Annotated in this window: 15 protein-coding genes; 2 read left to right on the top strand and 13 right to left on the bottom strand. The window is 54.6% G+C overall.

Going from position 1 to position 16340, the window contains the following annotated elements; genetic code table 11:
- The first annotated feature begins 8 nt into the window (after nucleotides 1-8).
- Together OGX93_RS09460 and OGX93_RS09455 are read left to right on the top strand one after the other, a co-directional pair.
- The gene (locus OGX93_RS09460; RefSeq protein WP_286449803.1) at nucleotides 9-1439 is read left to right on the top strand and encodes an SDR family oxidoreductase; all 1431 of its coding nucleotides are present in this window, start codon (nucleotides 9-11) and stop codon (nucleotides 1437-1439) included.
- A gap of 98 nt (nucleotides 1440-1537) precedes the next feature.
- Nucleotides 1538-2551 carry a 3-beta-hydroxysteroid dehydrogenase gene (locus OGX93_RS09455; RefSeq protein WP_012133064.1) on the top strand — a complete coding sequence of 338 codons (1014 nt, stop codon included), beginning with the start codon at nucleotides 1538-1540 and terminating at the stop codon, nucleotides 2549-2551.
- A gap of 150 nt (nucleotides 2552-2701) precedes the next feature.
- On the opposite strand, the gene OGX93_RS09450 is transcribed toward OGX93_RS09455, so the two are convergent.
- From OGX93_RS09450 to gspE, 13 genes are all read right to left on the bottom strand, one after another.
- On the bottom strand, nucleotides 2702-4522 hold the full coding sequence (locus OGX93_RS09450) for a glycoside hydrolase family 19 protein (protein WP_104869149.1): 1821 nt from the start codon (nucleotides 4520-4522) through the stop codon (nucleotides 2702-2704).
- Nucleotides 4523-4667: 145 nt separating this feature from the next.
- Nucleotides 4668-5111: a type III secretion system invasion protein IagB gene (gene iagB, locus OGX93_RS09445; protein WP_012133066.1), complete on the bottom strand. Its 444-nt coding sequence runs from the start codon at nucleotides 5109-5111 to the stop codon at nucleotides 4668-4670.
- 133 nt (nucleotides 5112-5244) lie between these two features.
- On the bottom strand, nucleotides 5245-7953 hold the full coding sequence (locus OGX93_RS09440) for a glycosyl hydrolase family 18 protein (RefSeq protein ID WP_286449802.1): 2709 nt from the start codon (nucleotides 7951-7953) through the stop codon (nucleotides 5245-5247).
- A gap of 264 nt (nucleotides 7954-8217) precedes the next feature.
- Nucleotides 8218-9015 (bottom strand): prepilin peptidase, encoded by a 798-nt coding sequence (locus OGX93_RS09435; protein WP_286449801.1) that lies wholly within the window; start codon nucleotides 9013-9015, stop codon nucleotides 8218-8220.
- Nucleotides 9012-9497 (bottom strand): type II secretion system protein M, encoded by a 486-nt coding sequence (locus OGX93_RS09430; protein WP_115609441.1) that lies wholly within the window; start codon nucleotides 9495-9497, stop codon nucleotides 9012-9014. The genes OGX93_RS09435 and OGX93_RS09430 overlap by 4 nt, the downstream gene beginning before the upstream one ends.
- Entirely contained in the window at nucleotides 9494-10639 is a 1146-nt protein-coding gene (gene gspL, locus OGX93_RS09425) for a type II secretion system protein GspL (RefSeq protein WP_286449800.1), read from the bottom strand. The genes OGX93_RS09430 and gspL overlap by 4 nt, the downstream gene beginning before the upstream one ends.
- A 15-nt stretch (nucleotides 10640-10654) precedes the next feature.
- Nucleotides 10655-11671, bottom strand: coding sequence for a type II secretion system minor pseudopilin GspK (gspK, locus tag OGX93_RS09420; RefSeq protein ID WP_104868856.1), 1017 nt, complete (start codon nucleotides 11669-11671; stop codon nucleotides 10655-10657).
- Nucleotides 11668-12333 (bottom strand): type II secretion system minor pseudopilin GspJ, encoded by a 666-nt coding sequence (gene gspJ, locus OGX93_RS09415; RefSeq protein WP_047457854.1) that lies wholly within the window; start codon nucleotides 12331-12333, stop codon nucleotides 11668-11670. The genes gspK and gspJ overlap by 4 nt, the downstream gene beginning before the upstream one ends.
- Complete coding sequence (gene gspI / locus OGX93_RS09410) at nucleotides 12330-12710, bottom strand: type II secretion system minor pseudopilin GspI (protein WP_286449799.1); 381 nt, start codon at nucleotides 12708-12710, stop codon at nucleotides 12330-12332. The genes gspJ and gspI overlap by 4 nt, the downstream gene beginning before the upstream one ends.
- Complete coding sequence (gspH, locus tag OGX93_RS09405) at nucleotides 12703-13188, bottom strand: type II secretion system minor pseudopilin GspH (RefSeq protein ID WP_275155672.1); 486 nt, start codon at nucleotides 13186-13188, stop codon at nucleotides 12703-12705. The genes gspI and gspH overlap by 8 nt, the downstream gene beginning before the upstream one ends.
- A complete protein-coding gene (gene gspG, locus OGX93_RS09400; RefSeq protein WP_012133075.1) occupies nucleotides 13188-13637 on the bottom strand; it encodes a type II secretion system major pseudopilin GspG in 450 nt (149 codons plus the stop codon). Before gspG ends, gspH begins: the two co-directional genes overlap by 1 nt.
- Before the next feature lie 2 nt (nucleotides 13638-13639).
- Nucleotides 13640-14848 carry a type II secretion system inner membrane protein GspF gene (gene gspF, locus OGX93_RS09395; RefSeq protein WP_153258337.1) on the bottom strand — a complete coding sequence of 403 codons (1209 nt, stop codon included), beginning with the start codon at nucleotides 14846-14848 and terminating at the stop codon, nucleotides 13640-13642.
- Nucleotides 14848-16326 (bottom strand): type II secretion system ATPase GspE, encoded by a 1479-nt coding sequence (gene gspE / locus OGX93_RS09390; protein WP_012133077.1) that lies wholly within the window; start codon nucleotides 16324-16326, stop codon nucleotides 14848-14850. The genes gspF and gspE overlap by 1 nt, the downstream gene beginning before the upstream one ends.
- Nucleotides 16327-16340: the final 14 nt, after the last annotated feature.

Genomic DNA, 16340 nt, shown 5'->3' with positions numbered 1-16340 from the left:
AGACGGACGTGCCGCAACGTATTTTGGTTCTTGGCGCCAGTGGTTACATTGGTCAACATCTGGTGCGGGCGCTCAGCGCGCAAGGGCATCAGATTCTGGCGGCGGCACGTCGCATCGAACGGCTGGAAAAACAGCAACTGGCTAACGTCAGTTGTCATAAAGTCGATCTCAACTGGCCGGATAATCTGCCCGCGCTGCTCCGCGAGGTCGACACCGTCTATTATCTGGTGCATGGTATGGGCGAAGGCGGCGATTTTATTGCCCATGAGCGCCAGGTTGCGATGAACGTGCGCGATGCGCTGCGTGAAGTACCGGTCAAACAGCTCATATTCCTCAGTTCATTGCAGGCGCCGAAACATGAGCAGTCTGACCATTTGCGCGCCCGGCAGTTAACTGCGGAGACGCTGCGCGAATCCGGCGTGCCGGTGACTGAACTGCGCGCCGGCATTATCGTCGGCGCAGGTTCAGCCGCCTTCGAAGTGATGCGCGATATGGTCTACAACCTGCCGGTGCTGACGCCGCCTCGCTGGGTGCGCTCCCGAACCACGCCCATCGCGCTGAAAAATTTGCTGCACTATCTGGTGGCGTTGCTGGATCACCCTGCCTGCGAGCACCGGGTTCTCGAAGCCGCCGGGCCGCAGGTCTTAAGCTATCAGGAGCAGTTCAAGCACTTTATGGCCGTCAGCGGCAAACATCGCCTGCTGATCCCCATCCCTTTTCCGACCCGCTGGATTTCAGTCTGGTTTTTAAATGTCATTACGTCCGTTCCGCCGACCACGGCAAAAGCGCTGATCCAGGGGCTGAAACATGACCTGCTGGCCGATGATACCGAACTGCGGGCGTTGATCCCCCAGACGCTTATCACCTTTGACGATGCCGTGCGTCGCACGCTGAAGGAGGAAGAAAAACTGGTCAACTCCAGCGACTGGGGATACGACGCCCAGGCGTTTGCCCGCTGGCGACCAGAGTATGGCTATTTTGCCAAACAGGCCGGATTCACGGTTAAAACCTCCGCCAGCCGGAAAGCCCTGTGGCAGGTGATCAACCGTCTCGGCGGCAAAGAAGGCTATTTCTTTGGCAATATTCTCTGGAAAACGCGTGCGGCAATGGATCTGCTGGTGGGGCATCGGCTGGCAAAAGGCCGACCTGAACACGCGCTTCTTCAGACCGGCGACACGGTGGACAGCTGGAAAGTCATCATTGTCGAGCCGGAAAAGCAGCTGACTTTACTGTTTGGCATGAAAGCACCGGGCCTTGGCCGTCTGAGTTTTACCCTTGAAGATAAAGGCGATCACCGGCAAATTGACGTGCGCGCCTGGTGGCACCCGCACGGGATGCCCGGCCTTTTCTACTGGCTGCTGATGATCCCGGCGCATCTCTTTATTTTCCGGGGCATGGCAAAGCGAATCGCCCGGCTTGCAGAACAAATCACAGATTAATCATAAAAACATACTGTATTCTTTCATGTTTCCCATTGCATACCGACGTAATTCACGGAAGAATGCGCACGAAGTTCTATTAACCACAGTGGATTGATATGAAGGTACTGGTTACCGGCGCCACCAGCGGCTTAGGTCGAAACGCGGTTGAGTTTTTGCGCAATAAAGGCATCAGCGTCAGAGCTACCGGTCGCAATGAAGCGATGGGCAAGCTGCTGCAAAAAATGGGGGCGGAATTTGTCCATGCGGATTTGACCGAGCTGGTCTCTTCGCAGGCAAAAGTGATGCTCGCAGGCATTGATACGCTGTGGCACTGCTCCAGTTTCACCTCGCCGTGGGGAACCCAGGAAGCCTTCGATCTGGCGAACGTCCGCGCCACCCGACGCCTCGGCGAATGGGCCGTCGCCTGGGGCGTACGTAACTTTATTCATATCTCCTCTCCGTCACTCTATTTTGATTATCACCACCATCGCGATATCAAAGAGGATTTTCGTCCGCACCGCTTCGCCAACGAATTTGCACGCAGCAAAGCGGCCGGTGAAGAGGTGATTAACCTGCTGGCGCAGGCCAACCCGCAGACGCGTTTTACTGTCCTGCGCCCGCAAAGTCTGTTTGGCCCACACGATAAAGTCTTTATTCCGCGTCTGGCGCATATGATGCACCACTACGGCAGCGTTCTGTTGCCGCACGGCGGCAGCGCGTTGGTGGATATGACTTATTATGAAAATGCCGTCCATGCGATGTGGCTGGCAAGCCAGGAAAGCAGTGACAAGCTGCCTTCTGGTCGGGTCTATAACATCACAAATGGCGAACACCGGACGCTGCGCAGCATTGTGCAAAAGCTGATTGATGAATTAAACATTGATTGCCGAATCCGTTCGGTTCCGTATCCGATGCTGGATATGATCGCCCGCAGCATGGAGCGTTTCGGCAATAAATCGGCGAAAGAGCCGACGCTGACGCACTACGGCGTTTCCAAGCTGAATTTCGATTTTACGCTGGACACCACGCGCGCCCAGGAAGAACTGGGCTATCAGCCCATCGTCACGCTGGATGAAGGCATTGAGCGTACCGCCGCCTGGCTGCGCGATCACGGCAAGCTACCGCGCTGACCAGCGCACAGTGAACACAAAAAACGGCAACCATCAGGTTGCCGTCAGATTGTTGTTGTACCAGATGCCACAATAGATACGACTCACCCGCCGCAGGCCCGATAAGCCTTCGCCATCGGGCATTTCAGGCGTTGTCGTTTTATATTGTCATTACAGCGCGCTCCACGCGTCAGACCATGCCAGACCCGCGCCGGGTTCATAATAGGCCGGCGCCGTATTACACCAGCCGCTATACGGGAATGGTTTGCACTGGAACAGCTTACCGTGGTTATTCACGATATCGCCCGCATTGTACTTGCTGTTCGCGCTCCATGCCGGATACGAACCCGAAGCGCCGTCGTCCTGAGATGGCGTTGCCGCTTTCGCTTTCACGTTGAGCAGATAAGAGGTGGTGCTGCTCAGCTCACCATCACTGACGGTCAGACTCACCTCGTACTGCTGAGCGGTCGCCGCTTCCGGCGCAGCGAAGGTTACGACCGCTTTGTCTTCGCCAGACACGGTCTGACCATCCTGAGCACGCCAGGTGTAGGTCAGTTTGTTGCCGTCTTCGTCAGTCGACCCCTCCGCGCTCAAAGAGACCTGCGCCCCCGCATCTACCGCGCCAATCGGCCCTGCGATATGGGCTACCGGCGCATGGTTAACGGTGGTCGGCTCTGCTGGCGTTTCATCCGGCACTGGCGCAGGTGCAGGCGTATCATCAGCCGGTGTTGGCGTTACGGGCTCTTCATCCGGTTTAGTCGAAGAACCGTCATCATTAATGATGTTCACATTGTAGAAATGCTGTACACATTTCGTGTAATCCCCCTCTTTAAACGCGCTGAATGGCGTCTGATAACCCACCAATTGGCAAGCATAGGTTTTGCCGTCCGGCGTATCCGAACTCCATCCCCAATCTTGTTCCCAGTAGATCTTCAATGCGCCCGCGCCGCCTTCATCGAACTGCTTCATGTTGGCGCAGCCCAGCACTTCATCTGCCGGAACCGGTACTTTCAGGTAGTTAGCGAACTCTTTGTAGTATTTGATACGATTCTGCGACTGCGCGATTTCCGTCGGGCCGCCGCATTCAACGCCGCCGTTGATAATCTGGGTGGTGACGCCAAAGCCGGGCACCAGACCGTTAGCCTTATCGTGCGCGTTCGGCTGCCAGGTGCCATCGATGACCTGCAACATGCTAGGTTTCGGCGGCTGCGGGTAGGCGAAGAAGAAAATAGCGCTCGCCAGGTTCAGCCAGGTATCGGCAACCAGTTCCGGTTTATCCAGCAGCGTGCGAACGTCGCCATACATCGCTTCGGAGAACGGCCCGTAGTTGTAGTTATAGGACAACTGTTTCGCACCGCGGCCAAAGTAACTCAGGAATTCACCATCTTTGTCTTTGCCGCACGGCCAGGTTTGCCCCTGCCAGACGCTCGGATTACATTCGCCGTTATAGCCGCCTTTCTGCCCTTCGCTCCAGCCCATTTCACGCACATACACCAGCGCCTGACGCCATTCGGCCTCTGGACGCCAGCTCTCATGGCCGCCGGTTTCCTGCGCAAAGTGGGCGAACATCGTAGCCAGCTCTTTGCGGCAAATCGCATCACTGTCGCGACCATCGTTATAGGTCTTACACAGCGCCGGGAATTTGCCGACTGCTTTCAGGAAATTGCTGTAGGTATATTCTTTAGCACGCAGCGGGAAAAGATATTCCCAGTCGCTGGCTTTGATGATCCCCTCAACGCGTTTGACGTTTTCCGGGTTGGCGGCGCGACCGGGTTCAATGAGTTCTACCTGGGCATTATCCAGCGTCTGGATCGTCTCTTTCACCGAAGCCATCAACGGGAAATTTGTCAGCTCCTGCTCCTTTTTCGCCAGATCGCTGGCTTTTATGGTGTAAGGCTCACTGCTGCTGGCCTGCAATGTATTTGCTTGCGCCATAAACGGCACCGTACAGGCACCCGCAATGAGTACACTCAATAATGTCCTTTTGCTCATTTCAATTTTTCCTTTATGTACAATAGTGATTAATTCAAATTCTGCGTTGTCCATTAACAACACGAATAAACAAACGTCAGAACCTGGGGTTTTACTTTTCGAAGAACACCAGCAGGAATTCTTCAAAAAATAAAAGCGGCTGGATTTATTTATATTGCGTGGTCATTTTTATACGCTGGTATGTTTCCCAGACTTTATGCGCGTAAATCATGCGCTGCGGGTAATTCTCTTTTTTAACCCCGGCGTTATATGCGCCTACCGCCTCCCAGTTATAACCATATACTTTGATCATATCGGATAAGATCGACGCGCCGACCATAATAGATGTACAGGGTTCCAGCATCAGTCGATACTCATCAATGCCACGGCGTTCCAGCGCTGAAAAATGCGAACTATTTATTTGCATCAACCCGACATCTCTCGTCCCGTCGTGATTTCGTCCTACCGCATAGGGATTCATGCCAGACTCGACTTGCGCAATGGCAAATAACAAATAAGGGTCAACATGATAATAATTTGCGGCTCTGTCCCAGCAGTTGGCAAACGCGCTTTGACTTAACATCAATAACAACAAAATTAAACGTTTCATATTTTTATCCGGTTGTCGGGGTGATCTGCTCCTTGTTCGTTATGCACATTATTTGTTAGAGATGGCCGCCCCCAGACAGGGGCGGCTACCCTTCGCGAATAGATAACGTATCCGCATTATTAAGGTAAGAGGATTATTGACAGTCTGCGGCGGCGCCTTCTTTCACCCACACGTCGCTGTTGCCGGGTTTATCACCCTGCGTCCACCATTTGGCGCGGTATACAGACCCCTGATAGGTGGTAGTCTCACCGCCGTTGTAAACCACATCGGAACGCCAGTTGAATTTCACCTGGCTGACCAGTTCCCACGCGTCCACGCCAAAGCCTGGCTGATTGCCCTGCGTCCAGTACTTCGCTTTCCACACCAGGTGATCAAAACTGACGGTATCGCCATTGTTGTAGATTTTGCTGGCGTCCCATGCCGCGTAGTGGCTGGCATTGGCATCAACCGGGCTGTCGCAACCGCCGGTTGCCGCGCCTTCATCAGACGGCGTCGTCCCCTCATCGGATGGCGTAGTGCCTTCATCAGACGGTGTTGTCCCTTCGTCGGACGGCACCGGCGCCGCTTTTGGCGTAACGTTAATCTGCACGTTGGACTGCACGCTGGTTTTACCATCGCTGACCACGACGCTGACGGTGTAAGTCGAGGCGGAGCTTACTTCCGGCGCGGTGATGGTCACGCTGGAGGTGTCCGTCCCCGTCGCGTTCATGTCGCCCGGCACGCTCCAGGCGTAGGTCAACGTGTCGCCATCAGGATCGGCAGCCTGCGCATTCAGCGTGTAGGTTGCGCCTGCTTCAAGCGACACCGTTTCCAGCGGATTCACAACCGGAGCCTGGTTCGCTTTTGGCGCTTTGTTCACAACCTGAACGTCAATGGCGTTACTCAGACCTTTCGCATCGGTAACGGTCAGACGGAACGCCAGATTCTGATTGCTGGAGACGGCGGCGACGTTAAAGCTCGCTTTCGCGCTGGTGCTCTTGTTCAGCGTTACGGACGGACCGGAGATCTGCGTCCACTTATAGGTGATCGCATCGCCATCCGGGTCGGTAGAGGCAGAACCGTCCAGCGTGACCGTCGCCGGGCCGGTGACGACCTGGTCAACTGCGGTCGCGACTGGCGCATGGTTGGTTACAACCGGCTCAACCGGCGTAGAACCCCCACCCAGCAAGCTTTCGTTCATCGCGTTCAGAATGTCGCCGTTATCAGAGTCAATAGACCAGGAAAACAGGCCGCCGAGGTTGTTAGCCAGGACGTATTTACCTTTCGCCGCCGCAGAACGGGCGTCTTCATAGGTAATCAGGTCGCCGGTGGATTTATTGAAAATATACGGCGCTTCCGCCGCAGCGTCGTAACGGTATTCCCAGCCTGGTTTGCCTTTGTATTCATTAACAATCTGACGATAATCAACCACGCCCGGCTCCCAGGTGCCTTTCACCGGGCCGGTAGCCGTACCGGTAAACGGATTGTCGCCGGTATAGCCATGCACGCCAGTCCAGCCGCGGCCATACATCCCCGCGCCCACCACGATCTTGCCTGGCTGCACGCCCTGTGCCAGCAACGCATTGACGCCATTTTCCGTGGTGTATTTGGTGTCCGGTTTCCACTCTGCGCCGTGCAGCGCCGCCTGGTGCCCCAGATCGGTGTTGCTCCAGCCGCCGTAGAAGTCGTAGCTCATCAGGAAGATGTGATCCATATACTGCTGCGCCTGGGCGTAGTCCACGTCTTCAATTTTGTCCTGACCGGAACCGATAGCGGAGGTCAACTCGTAAGTCCGACCGGTTTCGGCAGACAGTTCGTTGAGCATGGTGCGCAGATCGTGCATCAGTGCCGTGTAGGTCGCTTTATCCTGCTGCGGGTTGCCCAGCGTTTCATTCTGACCGCCGCCGCCCGGGAATTCCCAGTCAATATCTACGCCGTCGAAGAATTTCCAGGTCTTCAGGAAATCCTTAACGGAAGCAACAAACCGCGCGCGAATCGCGCTGTCATGCATCTGGAAGAACGGATCGGAAAGCGTCCATCCCCCAACCGATGGCAGGATTTTCAGATCCGGGTGCGCTTTTTTCAGCGCCATCAATTGACCGAAGTTGCCTTTATACGGGTCATCCCAGTTAGAGACGCCAGCCTGCGGTTTTTGCAGCGCCGCCCACGGATCGTGGATCGCCACGGTATAGTCCTGTCGGCCATTGCAGGCGCGTTTCAGCGCTTCAAAACTGTTGCCGCCTTCGATGGATTTCAGGCTGTCATTGATGCCGTCGCCGCCGCAAATGGGAATAAAGCCGTACAGGATATGGTTCAGATTAGCCGCCGGGATTTTATCTACCGGGAAATTACGGCCATACACGCCCCATTCCGGGAAGTACGCGCCCACCACTTTATCGGTATGCTGAGCAAACGTTTTATTGTTTTCCTTCATGGTGGTATTCAGCGGCAGCAGATGGCTACCGTCGGTATCCGCCACAATAATCAGCTTGCTGGCGCTTTTCGTACACCCGCTGGTATTACATAACTCAACCTGCTCCTGATAACGACCGCCTTTTTTGACTTTGAAGGTCGCAGAACCGGCAGCGCTACCTGCGCCAGACCATACGGTCTTACCATCCAACAGCACTTTCGCGGAGGTCGGCGCATCGCCGCTCCAGACGTTCCATTCCACCTTGACGTCCACGCCATCGTTATGAACTTTCACCAGGTTGTTATAATCCTGCGCAGCCTGATCCACTTCCACAATGGCGAATTTATCATTGCCGCTGGTAATAGACGGCGTACCCGGCGCAGCGGCAAAAACCGGACTTGTCGCTGCTGCCACAAAAAGTGCCAGATATTTAGGCTTCATAAATTTCATTATTAATTCCTGATAATTTTATTCGTGAATATTTAACAGCCATGCATTCCTTAGAGCATGGACGAATTGCAAACAGTAATTTATTTAAGACAACGGAAACCAACCCATTATAAAAATGAAATAATCTATTTCGCTTTACGCTCCTCCCTAAAATGGCATAAGCATTAATTCTATTAACTTATGCGACAATGATAATCTGGAAAATAAATAAGTTCCCTTTATTCCCTCGGCGAAAGAATTTAAAAAAACACTTGACCAACCGCGTCAGAATGTGAATTGCAATGTCTGGAAGATAAACATCGCCATTCCCGAAAAGGCCAGACAGGGACCAAAAGGAATTTGCCCCGCTTTATTTACGCCAGAGTAAAAAAGTCCATACAGCACAATACCGCTTAATGCCGCAACCAGAATTAATAACGGTAACGCCTGCCAGCCGCACCACGCCCCCAGCGCCGCCAGTAGCTTAAAATCGCCCTGTCCAAGCCCTTCCCGCCCCGTCAGCAGGCGAAAACTCCAGTACACCAGCCACAAAATGAGATACCCCGCAACGGCGCCATATAACGCGCTCGCCAACGGCATCGTGTGGAAAACGCAATGCAGCAGCAGCCCAGCCCACAGCAGCGGCTGCGTGAGACTATCCGGCAACAGCATATATTTCGCATCAATCATCGTGAGCGGCAGCAGACCGCACCATAAAACCCACAGCGCGATCAGCGTGACAAAGGAAGGGAGCGCCGCCGCCGTTGCCGCAAAAAAAAGCGCGCTGGCTGACTCTACCAACAGCAAGCGCAGGGGAATCACAGACTGGCAATGGCGGCAGCGACCGCGCAGGCAGCACCAGCTCAGTAACGGAATATTTTCCCACCAGGCCAGTTGATGCCCGCAGTCCGCGCAGTGTGAGGCAGGAAAAAGTAAATTCCCCGCCCCTTCCTTTTCCATCACCATTGCGGGAACGCGCTCGCTGACTACGCCAAGAAAACTGCCGAGGATTCCGCCCAGACAGGCGCTCATTATGCAAAATCCAATCGGCCAGCTTTCCCGAAACAACATGATCGTATTCATGCGTTTTTATTCCAGCTCAGCGTAATATTGGCTTTCACGTCGCTTTGACGATCGACCGGCTGCAAATCCATTTTTTGCAACTGAACGCCGGACGTAACATTCACTTCACGTAGCCAGTTTTTCAGTTCATAAATATTGACCTGTTCAACAACAAAAGAGAGTGAGCGTTCATCCTGACGAATATCAGACAACGCGAGATGGATCTCTTTCGCGCTCTCTTCAATAACCGTTCGCGGGTTGTTCGTTTTTAAGACTTTCGCCTGTAAATGATTTTTATCGATTTCGTCCCGCATCCAGCGCAGCGTCTCTTTTTGCCGCATTAACGTGGACTGGCTGTTTTGAATCATATGATCCAGCGGAATAATGCCGCCGTAATAAATTACCGCGCAGCACATCGCCGCCGCACATAGCGTAATAAGACCACGCTCGCGATCGCTGTAGTTTTGATAGCGCGCTTTTAATTGTGCAATTCGCTCTTTCATTTATATTTCCCCGTCACGATCGCCGTATAGGGTGACTGGTTCGAAACCGGTTGTAACGCAAAGTCAAAATGGGGAGTGGCCTGCGTAACGAAATCCTGTAGCGCCTGCGCGTTCGGCGAGGCCGCATTCAGCGTCAACACATTCTGCGCGTTGTCATATTCCACTTCATTTATCTCAATAGCAGGCACAGACTGTTTAACCTGTTCCAGCGCTTCAAGTTGCAGAAAAATACCTTTGCTCTGTTTTTTAATATTCTGACCAAAATAGTATTTGATATTGGTTTTCTGCCGCAGACTCGGGAAATAGTGTTGAGCGACCTGGGCAATCTCGGCCTGCACCTGGTTTTCCTGCTGAACCAACATCCATGCCATTGCCACGCGCGGGCCAATCAGCAAACCCATCGACAGCAGCGCAGACACCGCCATTGCTGTCCTCAGATGTCGAAATCGCCCCACCTCTTTGCCGCAGGCGGCAAATGCGCCATGCAGCATATTGGCGCGACACGCTTTCCATTGCGGCTGAATCAATACCAGCGGATGCTGCCACGGCAGTTGTTCAGCGACATTGATACCCGCAGGCGCTTCGCCATAGCAGCGCACTTCACCATCGCCGCCTTGCGCCAGCAACAGCGGCAGCAGCGTAGCATCCGCTTCGCAGGCGCCGAACGGCGGAAAGCGCAGCCACCAGCTTTCGTCACAGGAAACCAGCGTACTGCCGCCTTCGTTTACCGGCAGCAGAATGGCGTCCGGCAATACCTGAATTACCTTCAGTCCGGCCTCTTCGCACAGCGCAAGCCAGCGCTCAAAGCAGGTGGCGTCAATAGCCACGGCATCCACTTCCCGCCCTTTTTTCCGCAATACCGTCCAGTGCAGCGAGTCCACATCGCCGATCAGCGTCTCTTCCGCCAGCCATGAAAACGGTGTGGAGGCCGTCGATAACCCTTTTTTGGGCAGGGTAAAATGACGGAACACCATCTCACTGGCGGGCAACAGCAAACAAACGCGTGTCGCCAGGGGATTTACGGCAAGCGTTTTCAGCGCATCCCGACTTTCCAGCGTTGCCACCTGCTGGCTACCGGAGACGCACCACTCGATTTTCCCGTCCACGTTTGCATCGGGACGAATAAAAAGTACCTGTTTCATAGACTATGACTTTTCTTATTCAATCATTCGGTAACGGCGTTGCCAGGTTCTCACCTCGCCAGAGTCACGATCGACATGAATCTGGCTGACAACGCGCAGCGTTAAATCATCAGTATTACCGGTACTCTCGACCCGGAAATAGTGACTGTTCACCGCAACAAACGCCTGCATCTGCGCGAGGATCGCTTTGCTCTGCGGATAGTTTGTTTCGAGCGTTTTACTGAACGCGTCAACCGACGCCCACCCTTCTTCCGGGCGCGAGGCAATCAGCCGTGCTGCGTCATCCTCACTTAACGTCCCCGCAGACAGCGCAGACAACAGCGGCGCCTGCCCGGGCTTCAAGGTATTCACATCCACTTTGCTCTCCGTATCAGGCAGCGCGCACAGCACCTTGCTGGCGCGGGGATAAGCCGCCACCGGAAAACCCGGCAACCGTTTTATCTCGCTGATGGTGCGCATCATCTGATTCGCAGGAAGGCGCTGCGGCGTCACGCCTGCCCAGGCATCGCTTTCCAGAGCCTCTTTTGCGGTTGTGCTGTCAGCGTCCAGATAATCCACCAGTTGTTGATAAACCTCTTCCGCCGCTGCCGTACTGATGCCGCTGTCGATCAGCAACTGTTCAACGATCTGCTCTTTCACCGGCTTTGTCGGCTGCGCGGCGGCGCTATCCGCAGGAAGAGCAGGGTCAATGACCAGCAGACTGTTCACGTTAAAGCAGGTCTGGGCGTCCTCAATCTGGCTCACGACGGTATAGTTCTCACCCTGAGTTTCCAGCGGTTCGTGCCACGCGCCTTCTGGCGATAATCCATTGCTCTCACCGCTGGCGTCGGTTTGCAGACGATCTTTTATCGCCGCAGCCTGGCCTTGCATCGCCCAGCGCAGCTGCTGCTGACTGACCTGATAGCGGGTTTTCTGCAAATTTCGGCAAAACTGCTGACCGATCTTTGCCGCCAGCGCTGACATCATCACCAGCAAAATCAACACCACCAGCAGCGCGACGCCGCGCTGTTTTTGCGCCGATTGCGTGTTCATTGCTGTTCTCCACCGCGTGCTGGCGGAACCGATGCCGTAACGTCAGCAGGCGTGGGTTGTGCAGCCTCAGCGCTTTCGTCTTTCTTTGCTCCCTGGATTTCCGGCATGTCTCCCGGCGTCATAAACACCCAGCGCCAGGTATCCCCGTTTTCCATCGTCAGCGTCAGTTCGGCGCCTTCCGGCTGATGGGCAGTTTCAACCCATGTCGTCTGCCAGCCCTGTCGCCAGAATCGCCACTTCATCGCTTTAACGTTGCTTAAAATCGGGACTTCTTCTGGACTCACGTCAGCCGGGCTATCAATGTCAGGCCAGACATCACGCCACAGGCGATGCGCCTCCAGCCGCCAGCGCACGCGTTCCAGCTGAATTTGCCCACTGACGCCGCTTACCGTCGTCAGCTCAACGGCATGTTGATCCAGACGGAACACATCCGTTTCATTGCGCGGCGCGCGCGGCTGGAGCTGAGAGAAATCGCGCTCCAGCAGGTTACAGGCTCGCTGAAGCTGATTAAGCGTCGTCGCAGCAGCATCCGTTGCCGTGGTGGTGCGCATCGCGCCGTCAAGGATTTGCCAGGCAAGGGTGCTGATCACGGCAAAAATCGTCAGCGCAATCATGATCTCCAGCAGCGTAAAACCTTGCTGACGACGGAGTGGCGTATTCATTTGCGCTCCTTCGGCGGGACAACCCGCAGCGTGATGACCGGCTGGCCCTCTTCGCCTTCGGCATACACCTGGACTTCATTGGCAAACGCCTTGTCATCGGTTTTCACCCGCTGTTTGCGCCAGTTCCAGCTGCGTCCACCCATCGTTTCACTGCCTTCTTCAGCGACGTCGGGAAAAACGCTTTTTGCAAGCTGCGCTTGCGCGAGCTGGTTTTCCGCAACCCAACTGGCCTGTAGCGTATCGGCAAGACCGTGCGTAAAACGCACATTCAGCGAGACGGAATTCATCAACGCCAGCGCGGCGGTAGAAAAGATCACCAGCGCCACCATGACTTCCAACAGCGTCATGCCCTGTTCTTTCGCTTCCGGTTTAGTCATTGTTCTCTACCAAAACGGGTGAAGCGCCCTGCGACACCACGCGGAAATGGTGCTGTTTGTCATAGCTCTGCAACGTCAGCGTGAATCGGCTAATTTCCCCATCCGGTAAAAAGAGCACCTGCGGATCGGCATCAGGCGTGGCCGCCAGACGCTGGGGAGCGAGCGAAACGTGCATCTCTTCAGGAAACTGTCCGTGGGTGAAAATACGCCCGGCTGTCAGCGGCGCCCAATGACGCCCGCCGTTTTCCCCGGCCCACTTCACCAACTGATATTCCGTTGGCGTCATCACCAGCCCGACAATATTTCCGTCCATCACTGCCCGATCAGAACCATATTCAACGAGGGATTGTAATTGCTGGCCTAATATATCTGTGCCGCTGCGTGAGGGTATTGTCGAAACCACCATCATGGCGCAGCTGGCAAAAATAACCAGCGCCAGAATAATTTCCAGCAATGTAAATCCACGTTGTTTATTCATTACTTATCTTTTTTATCTAAAGACCAGTTCGTTATATCATCGGCGGTATTCGCTTCACCATCTGGGCCGGAGGAGAAAACATCTACCGCGCCATGTTCGCCAGGGCTAACCAGAATGTAATCATTTCCCCACGGGTCCTGCGGCAGACGGCGAATATAACCGTCAGCACGATAGCCGTTGGGAATCGGCGCGATCTCCGGCTTCGTCACCAACGCCTGCAACCCCTGTTCGGTGGTTGGGTAGCGATGGTTATCGAGCTTATACATATCCAGCGAGCCTTCCAGGGCGACAATATCGCTGGTCGCTTTTTGCGCATCCGCTTTCTCTTTATTCCCCATCAGATTCGGCACCACCATGCTGGCCAGAACGCCAAGAATAACGATGACCACCATTAATTCGAGCAAAGTAAACCCGGCCTGACCTTTCAGGCTATTTTTTTTCACAGACATAATTAACCCACCATATTATTGAGCTGAAGAAGCGGTTGTAATATTGACAGTACGATAAATAAAACCACCGTCGCCATCGTCACCACCAGCGCCGGTTCAAATACCGACAGCGTTAATGTAATGCGATGTTGTAATGCCGACTCCTGGTTTTCGGCGGCGCGATCCATTAATGAACCGAGTTCGCCACTCTCTTCGCCAGAAGCAATCATATAAAGCATGGTTGGCGGAAATAATCTGGCCTGCTCCAGTGCGTTATATAATGACGCGCCCTGACGCACGGTATCCGCCGCCTGTTCCAGCACCTGACGCGCATACAGATTCTCAATACCGTCCATCGCGATATACATACCTTCCAGCAACGGCACGCTACTGGCCTGTAAAATGCTCAGGGTGCGGATGTAACGGGCGCTGTTTATTGCACAGACCAGTTTTTTCAGCGGCGAACGGTTCACCAGCCAGCGGTGATATGCAAAACGATGACGCTCTTTTTTAAGCCAGGCGTTAAAAGCGATAAACGATCCGACAAGGCCGCCGCCGATAACCATTCCGTAAGCCTGCAAAAAATCGCTGACCGCAATCAGGGTACGGGTGGTGACGGGCAACTGCTGCTTCATATGCACAAACTGTTCGATGACCTGCGGCACCACCGCCACCAGCAGAATGGAGATAACCGCAATCGCCACCACCGTCAGGGTGATGGGATAGACCATCGCCTGCGACAGCTTGCTTTTCATTTTCTGTCGCTGTTCGTTGTATTCAGCCAGCTTTTCCAGCACGCCGCCGAGATGCCCGGTCTTTTCCCCTGCCATCACCAGCGTGCAATAGAGCTTGTCGAAAGTACGCGGAAACTGGCTGAAAGCGTCGAAAAGCGTGTGCCCTTCCACCACTTTATCGCGGATCTCACCGACCATCACCGCCAGCTTTTTGTCTTCCGTCTGCTTAGAAATCGCCTTCAGCGCACTCTCCAGCGGCAGTGCGGCATTAACCAACGTCGACAGCTGGCGGGTAAACATTGAGAGCACCGGTGTCGAAAGTTTTGCGCCTTTCTGAGCCCCCTTTCCGGCGGCGCGCTCGCGGGTGAGCGTAATGCTGATCGGTATCAGCTTCTGTTCGCGCAGCGTCTGGCGCACCTGCTTTGGGCCTTCAGCCTGCAAGGCGCCGCGCCGGGTTTTCCCGGCGGCATCCGTAGCCGTCCATGCGAACCAGGCCATTATTCGTCACCTCCGCGCTCGGCGGTAACACGCATCACTTCCTCCAGCGAGGTGACGCCGGAGATCACCTTCAATAAACCATTTTCCCGCAGGCTGTATGCCTGCTTAAACAGCTGAGTTTCAATCGACATTTCGTCTTTATCTTCATGAATAGCGCGGCGCATCGCGCTGTCCACCAGCAGAAACTCATGAATACCGGCGCGTCCCTGGTAACCGCTCTGGCGGCACTGTTCACACCCCACGGCGCGATAAATCACATCGGGGGGGCTCTCCATAAAGCTGAACAGCGGTTTTTCATTATCATCCAGCGGACTGACGGCACGGCAGTGAGGGCACAGCCGACGAACCAGACGCTGGGCAATGACGCCAAGCAGCGATGAACCAATTAAAAACGACTCCAGCCCCATATCGCGCAACCGGGTAATCGCTCCCGCCGCGCTGTTGGTATGCAGCGTAGACATGACCAGATGGCCGGTAAGCGACGCCTGAACCGCAATCTGCGCGGTTTCGCCGTCACGAATTTCACCGATCATCACCACATCCGGGTCCTGACGGAGGATCGCGCGCAGGCCTCGGGCAAACGTCATATCCACTCGCGGGTTAACCTGCGTCTGCCCCACGCCTTCCAGTTCATATTCGATCGGATCTTCAACGGTAAGAATATTGCGTTCATGGCCGTTTAGCGCCGAGAGGATGGCGTAAAGCGTCGTGCTCTTACCGGACCCGGTCGGCCCGGTCACCAGGATAATCCCGTGCGGGCGACCAATCAGTCCTTTGAGCTGTTCCAGTTCTTCGTCGATCAGCCCCAGTTTATTGATATCCGGCTTCAGGTTGCTTTTATCCAGCAGACGCATGACCACCCGCTCGCCATACTGCGACGGGATGGTTGAGACACGCACATCCACCGCTTTACGCCCAATGCGCAGGGAGATGCGACCGTCCTGTGGCAGGCGTTTTTCGGCGATATCCAGTTTAGACATCACCTTAATCCTCGATACCAGCAGCGGCGCCAGCTTACGCGCGGGCTGCAATACAGGACGCAGCACGCCGTCAACGCGAAAACGGATACTCAGCGTGCGCTCAAAGGTTTCGATATGGATATCCGACGCGCCATCCTTCACCGCCTCGCCAAGAATGGCGTTAATCAGACGGATAACCGGCGAGTTTTCATCGTTATCCAGCAAATCCTCGTTATCGGGGATCTCCTCGGTTAACGCCATCAGATCGATATTGGCATCCATATCATCAACCAGCTGCTGCGAAACACCGCTATTCTGCTGCCAGATTTTAGCCAGCATCTCTTCAAACGCTTCTGGCGTTAATGTTACCGGCGTAAAGGCACGCCCCAGCACGCGACGCATCTCCAGCAGGGCAAACGCGGGCGCATCCTCACGGATATATACGTCGTTGTGATAAAGCAGCACACCGTTGTCTTTTGCGAAGCTGCTGCTGCACAAATTTTTGCTTAATTCATCCACGCGACACTCCCGGC

Origin of the sequence: Citrobacter sp. CK195, from assembly GCF_030333365.1 — a bacterium.
In the GTDB taxonomy this organism is placed as follows: Bacteria; Pseudomonadota; Gammaproteobacteria; order Enterobacterales; family Enterobacteriaceae; genus Citrobacter_B; species Citrobacter_B koseri.
Note: the sequence above shows the minus strand (reverse complement) of the source record. Positions and strands in the feature narration are given on the sequence as shown.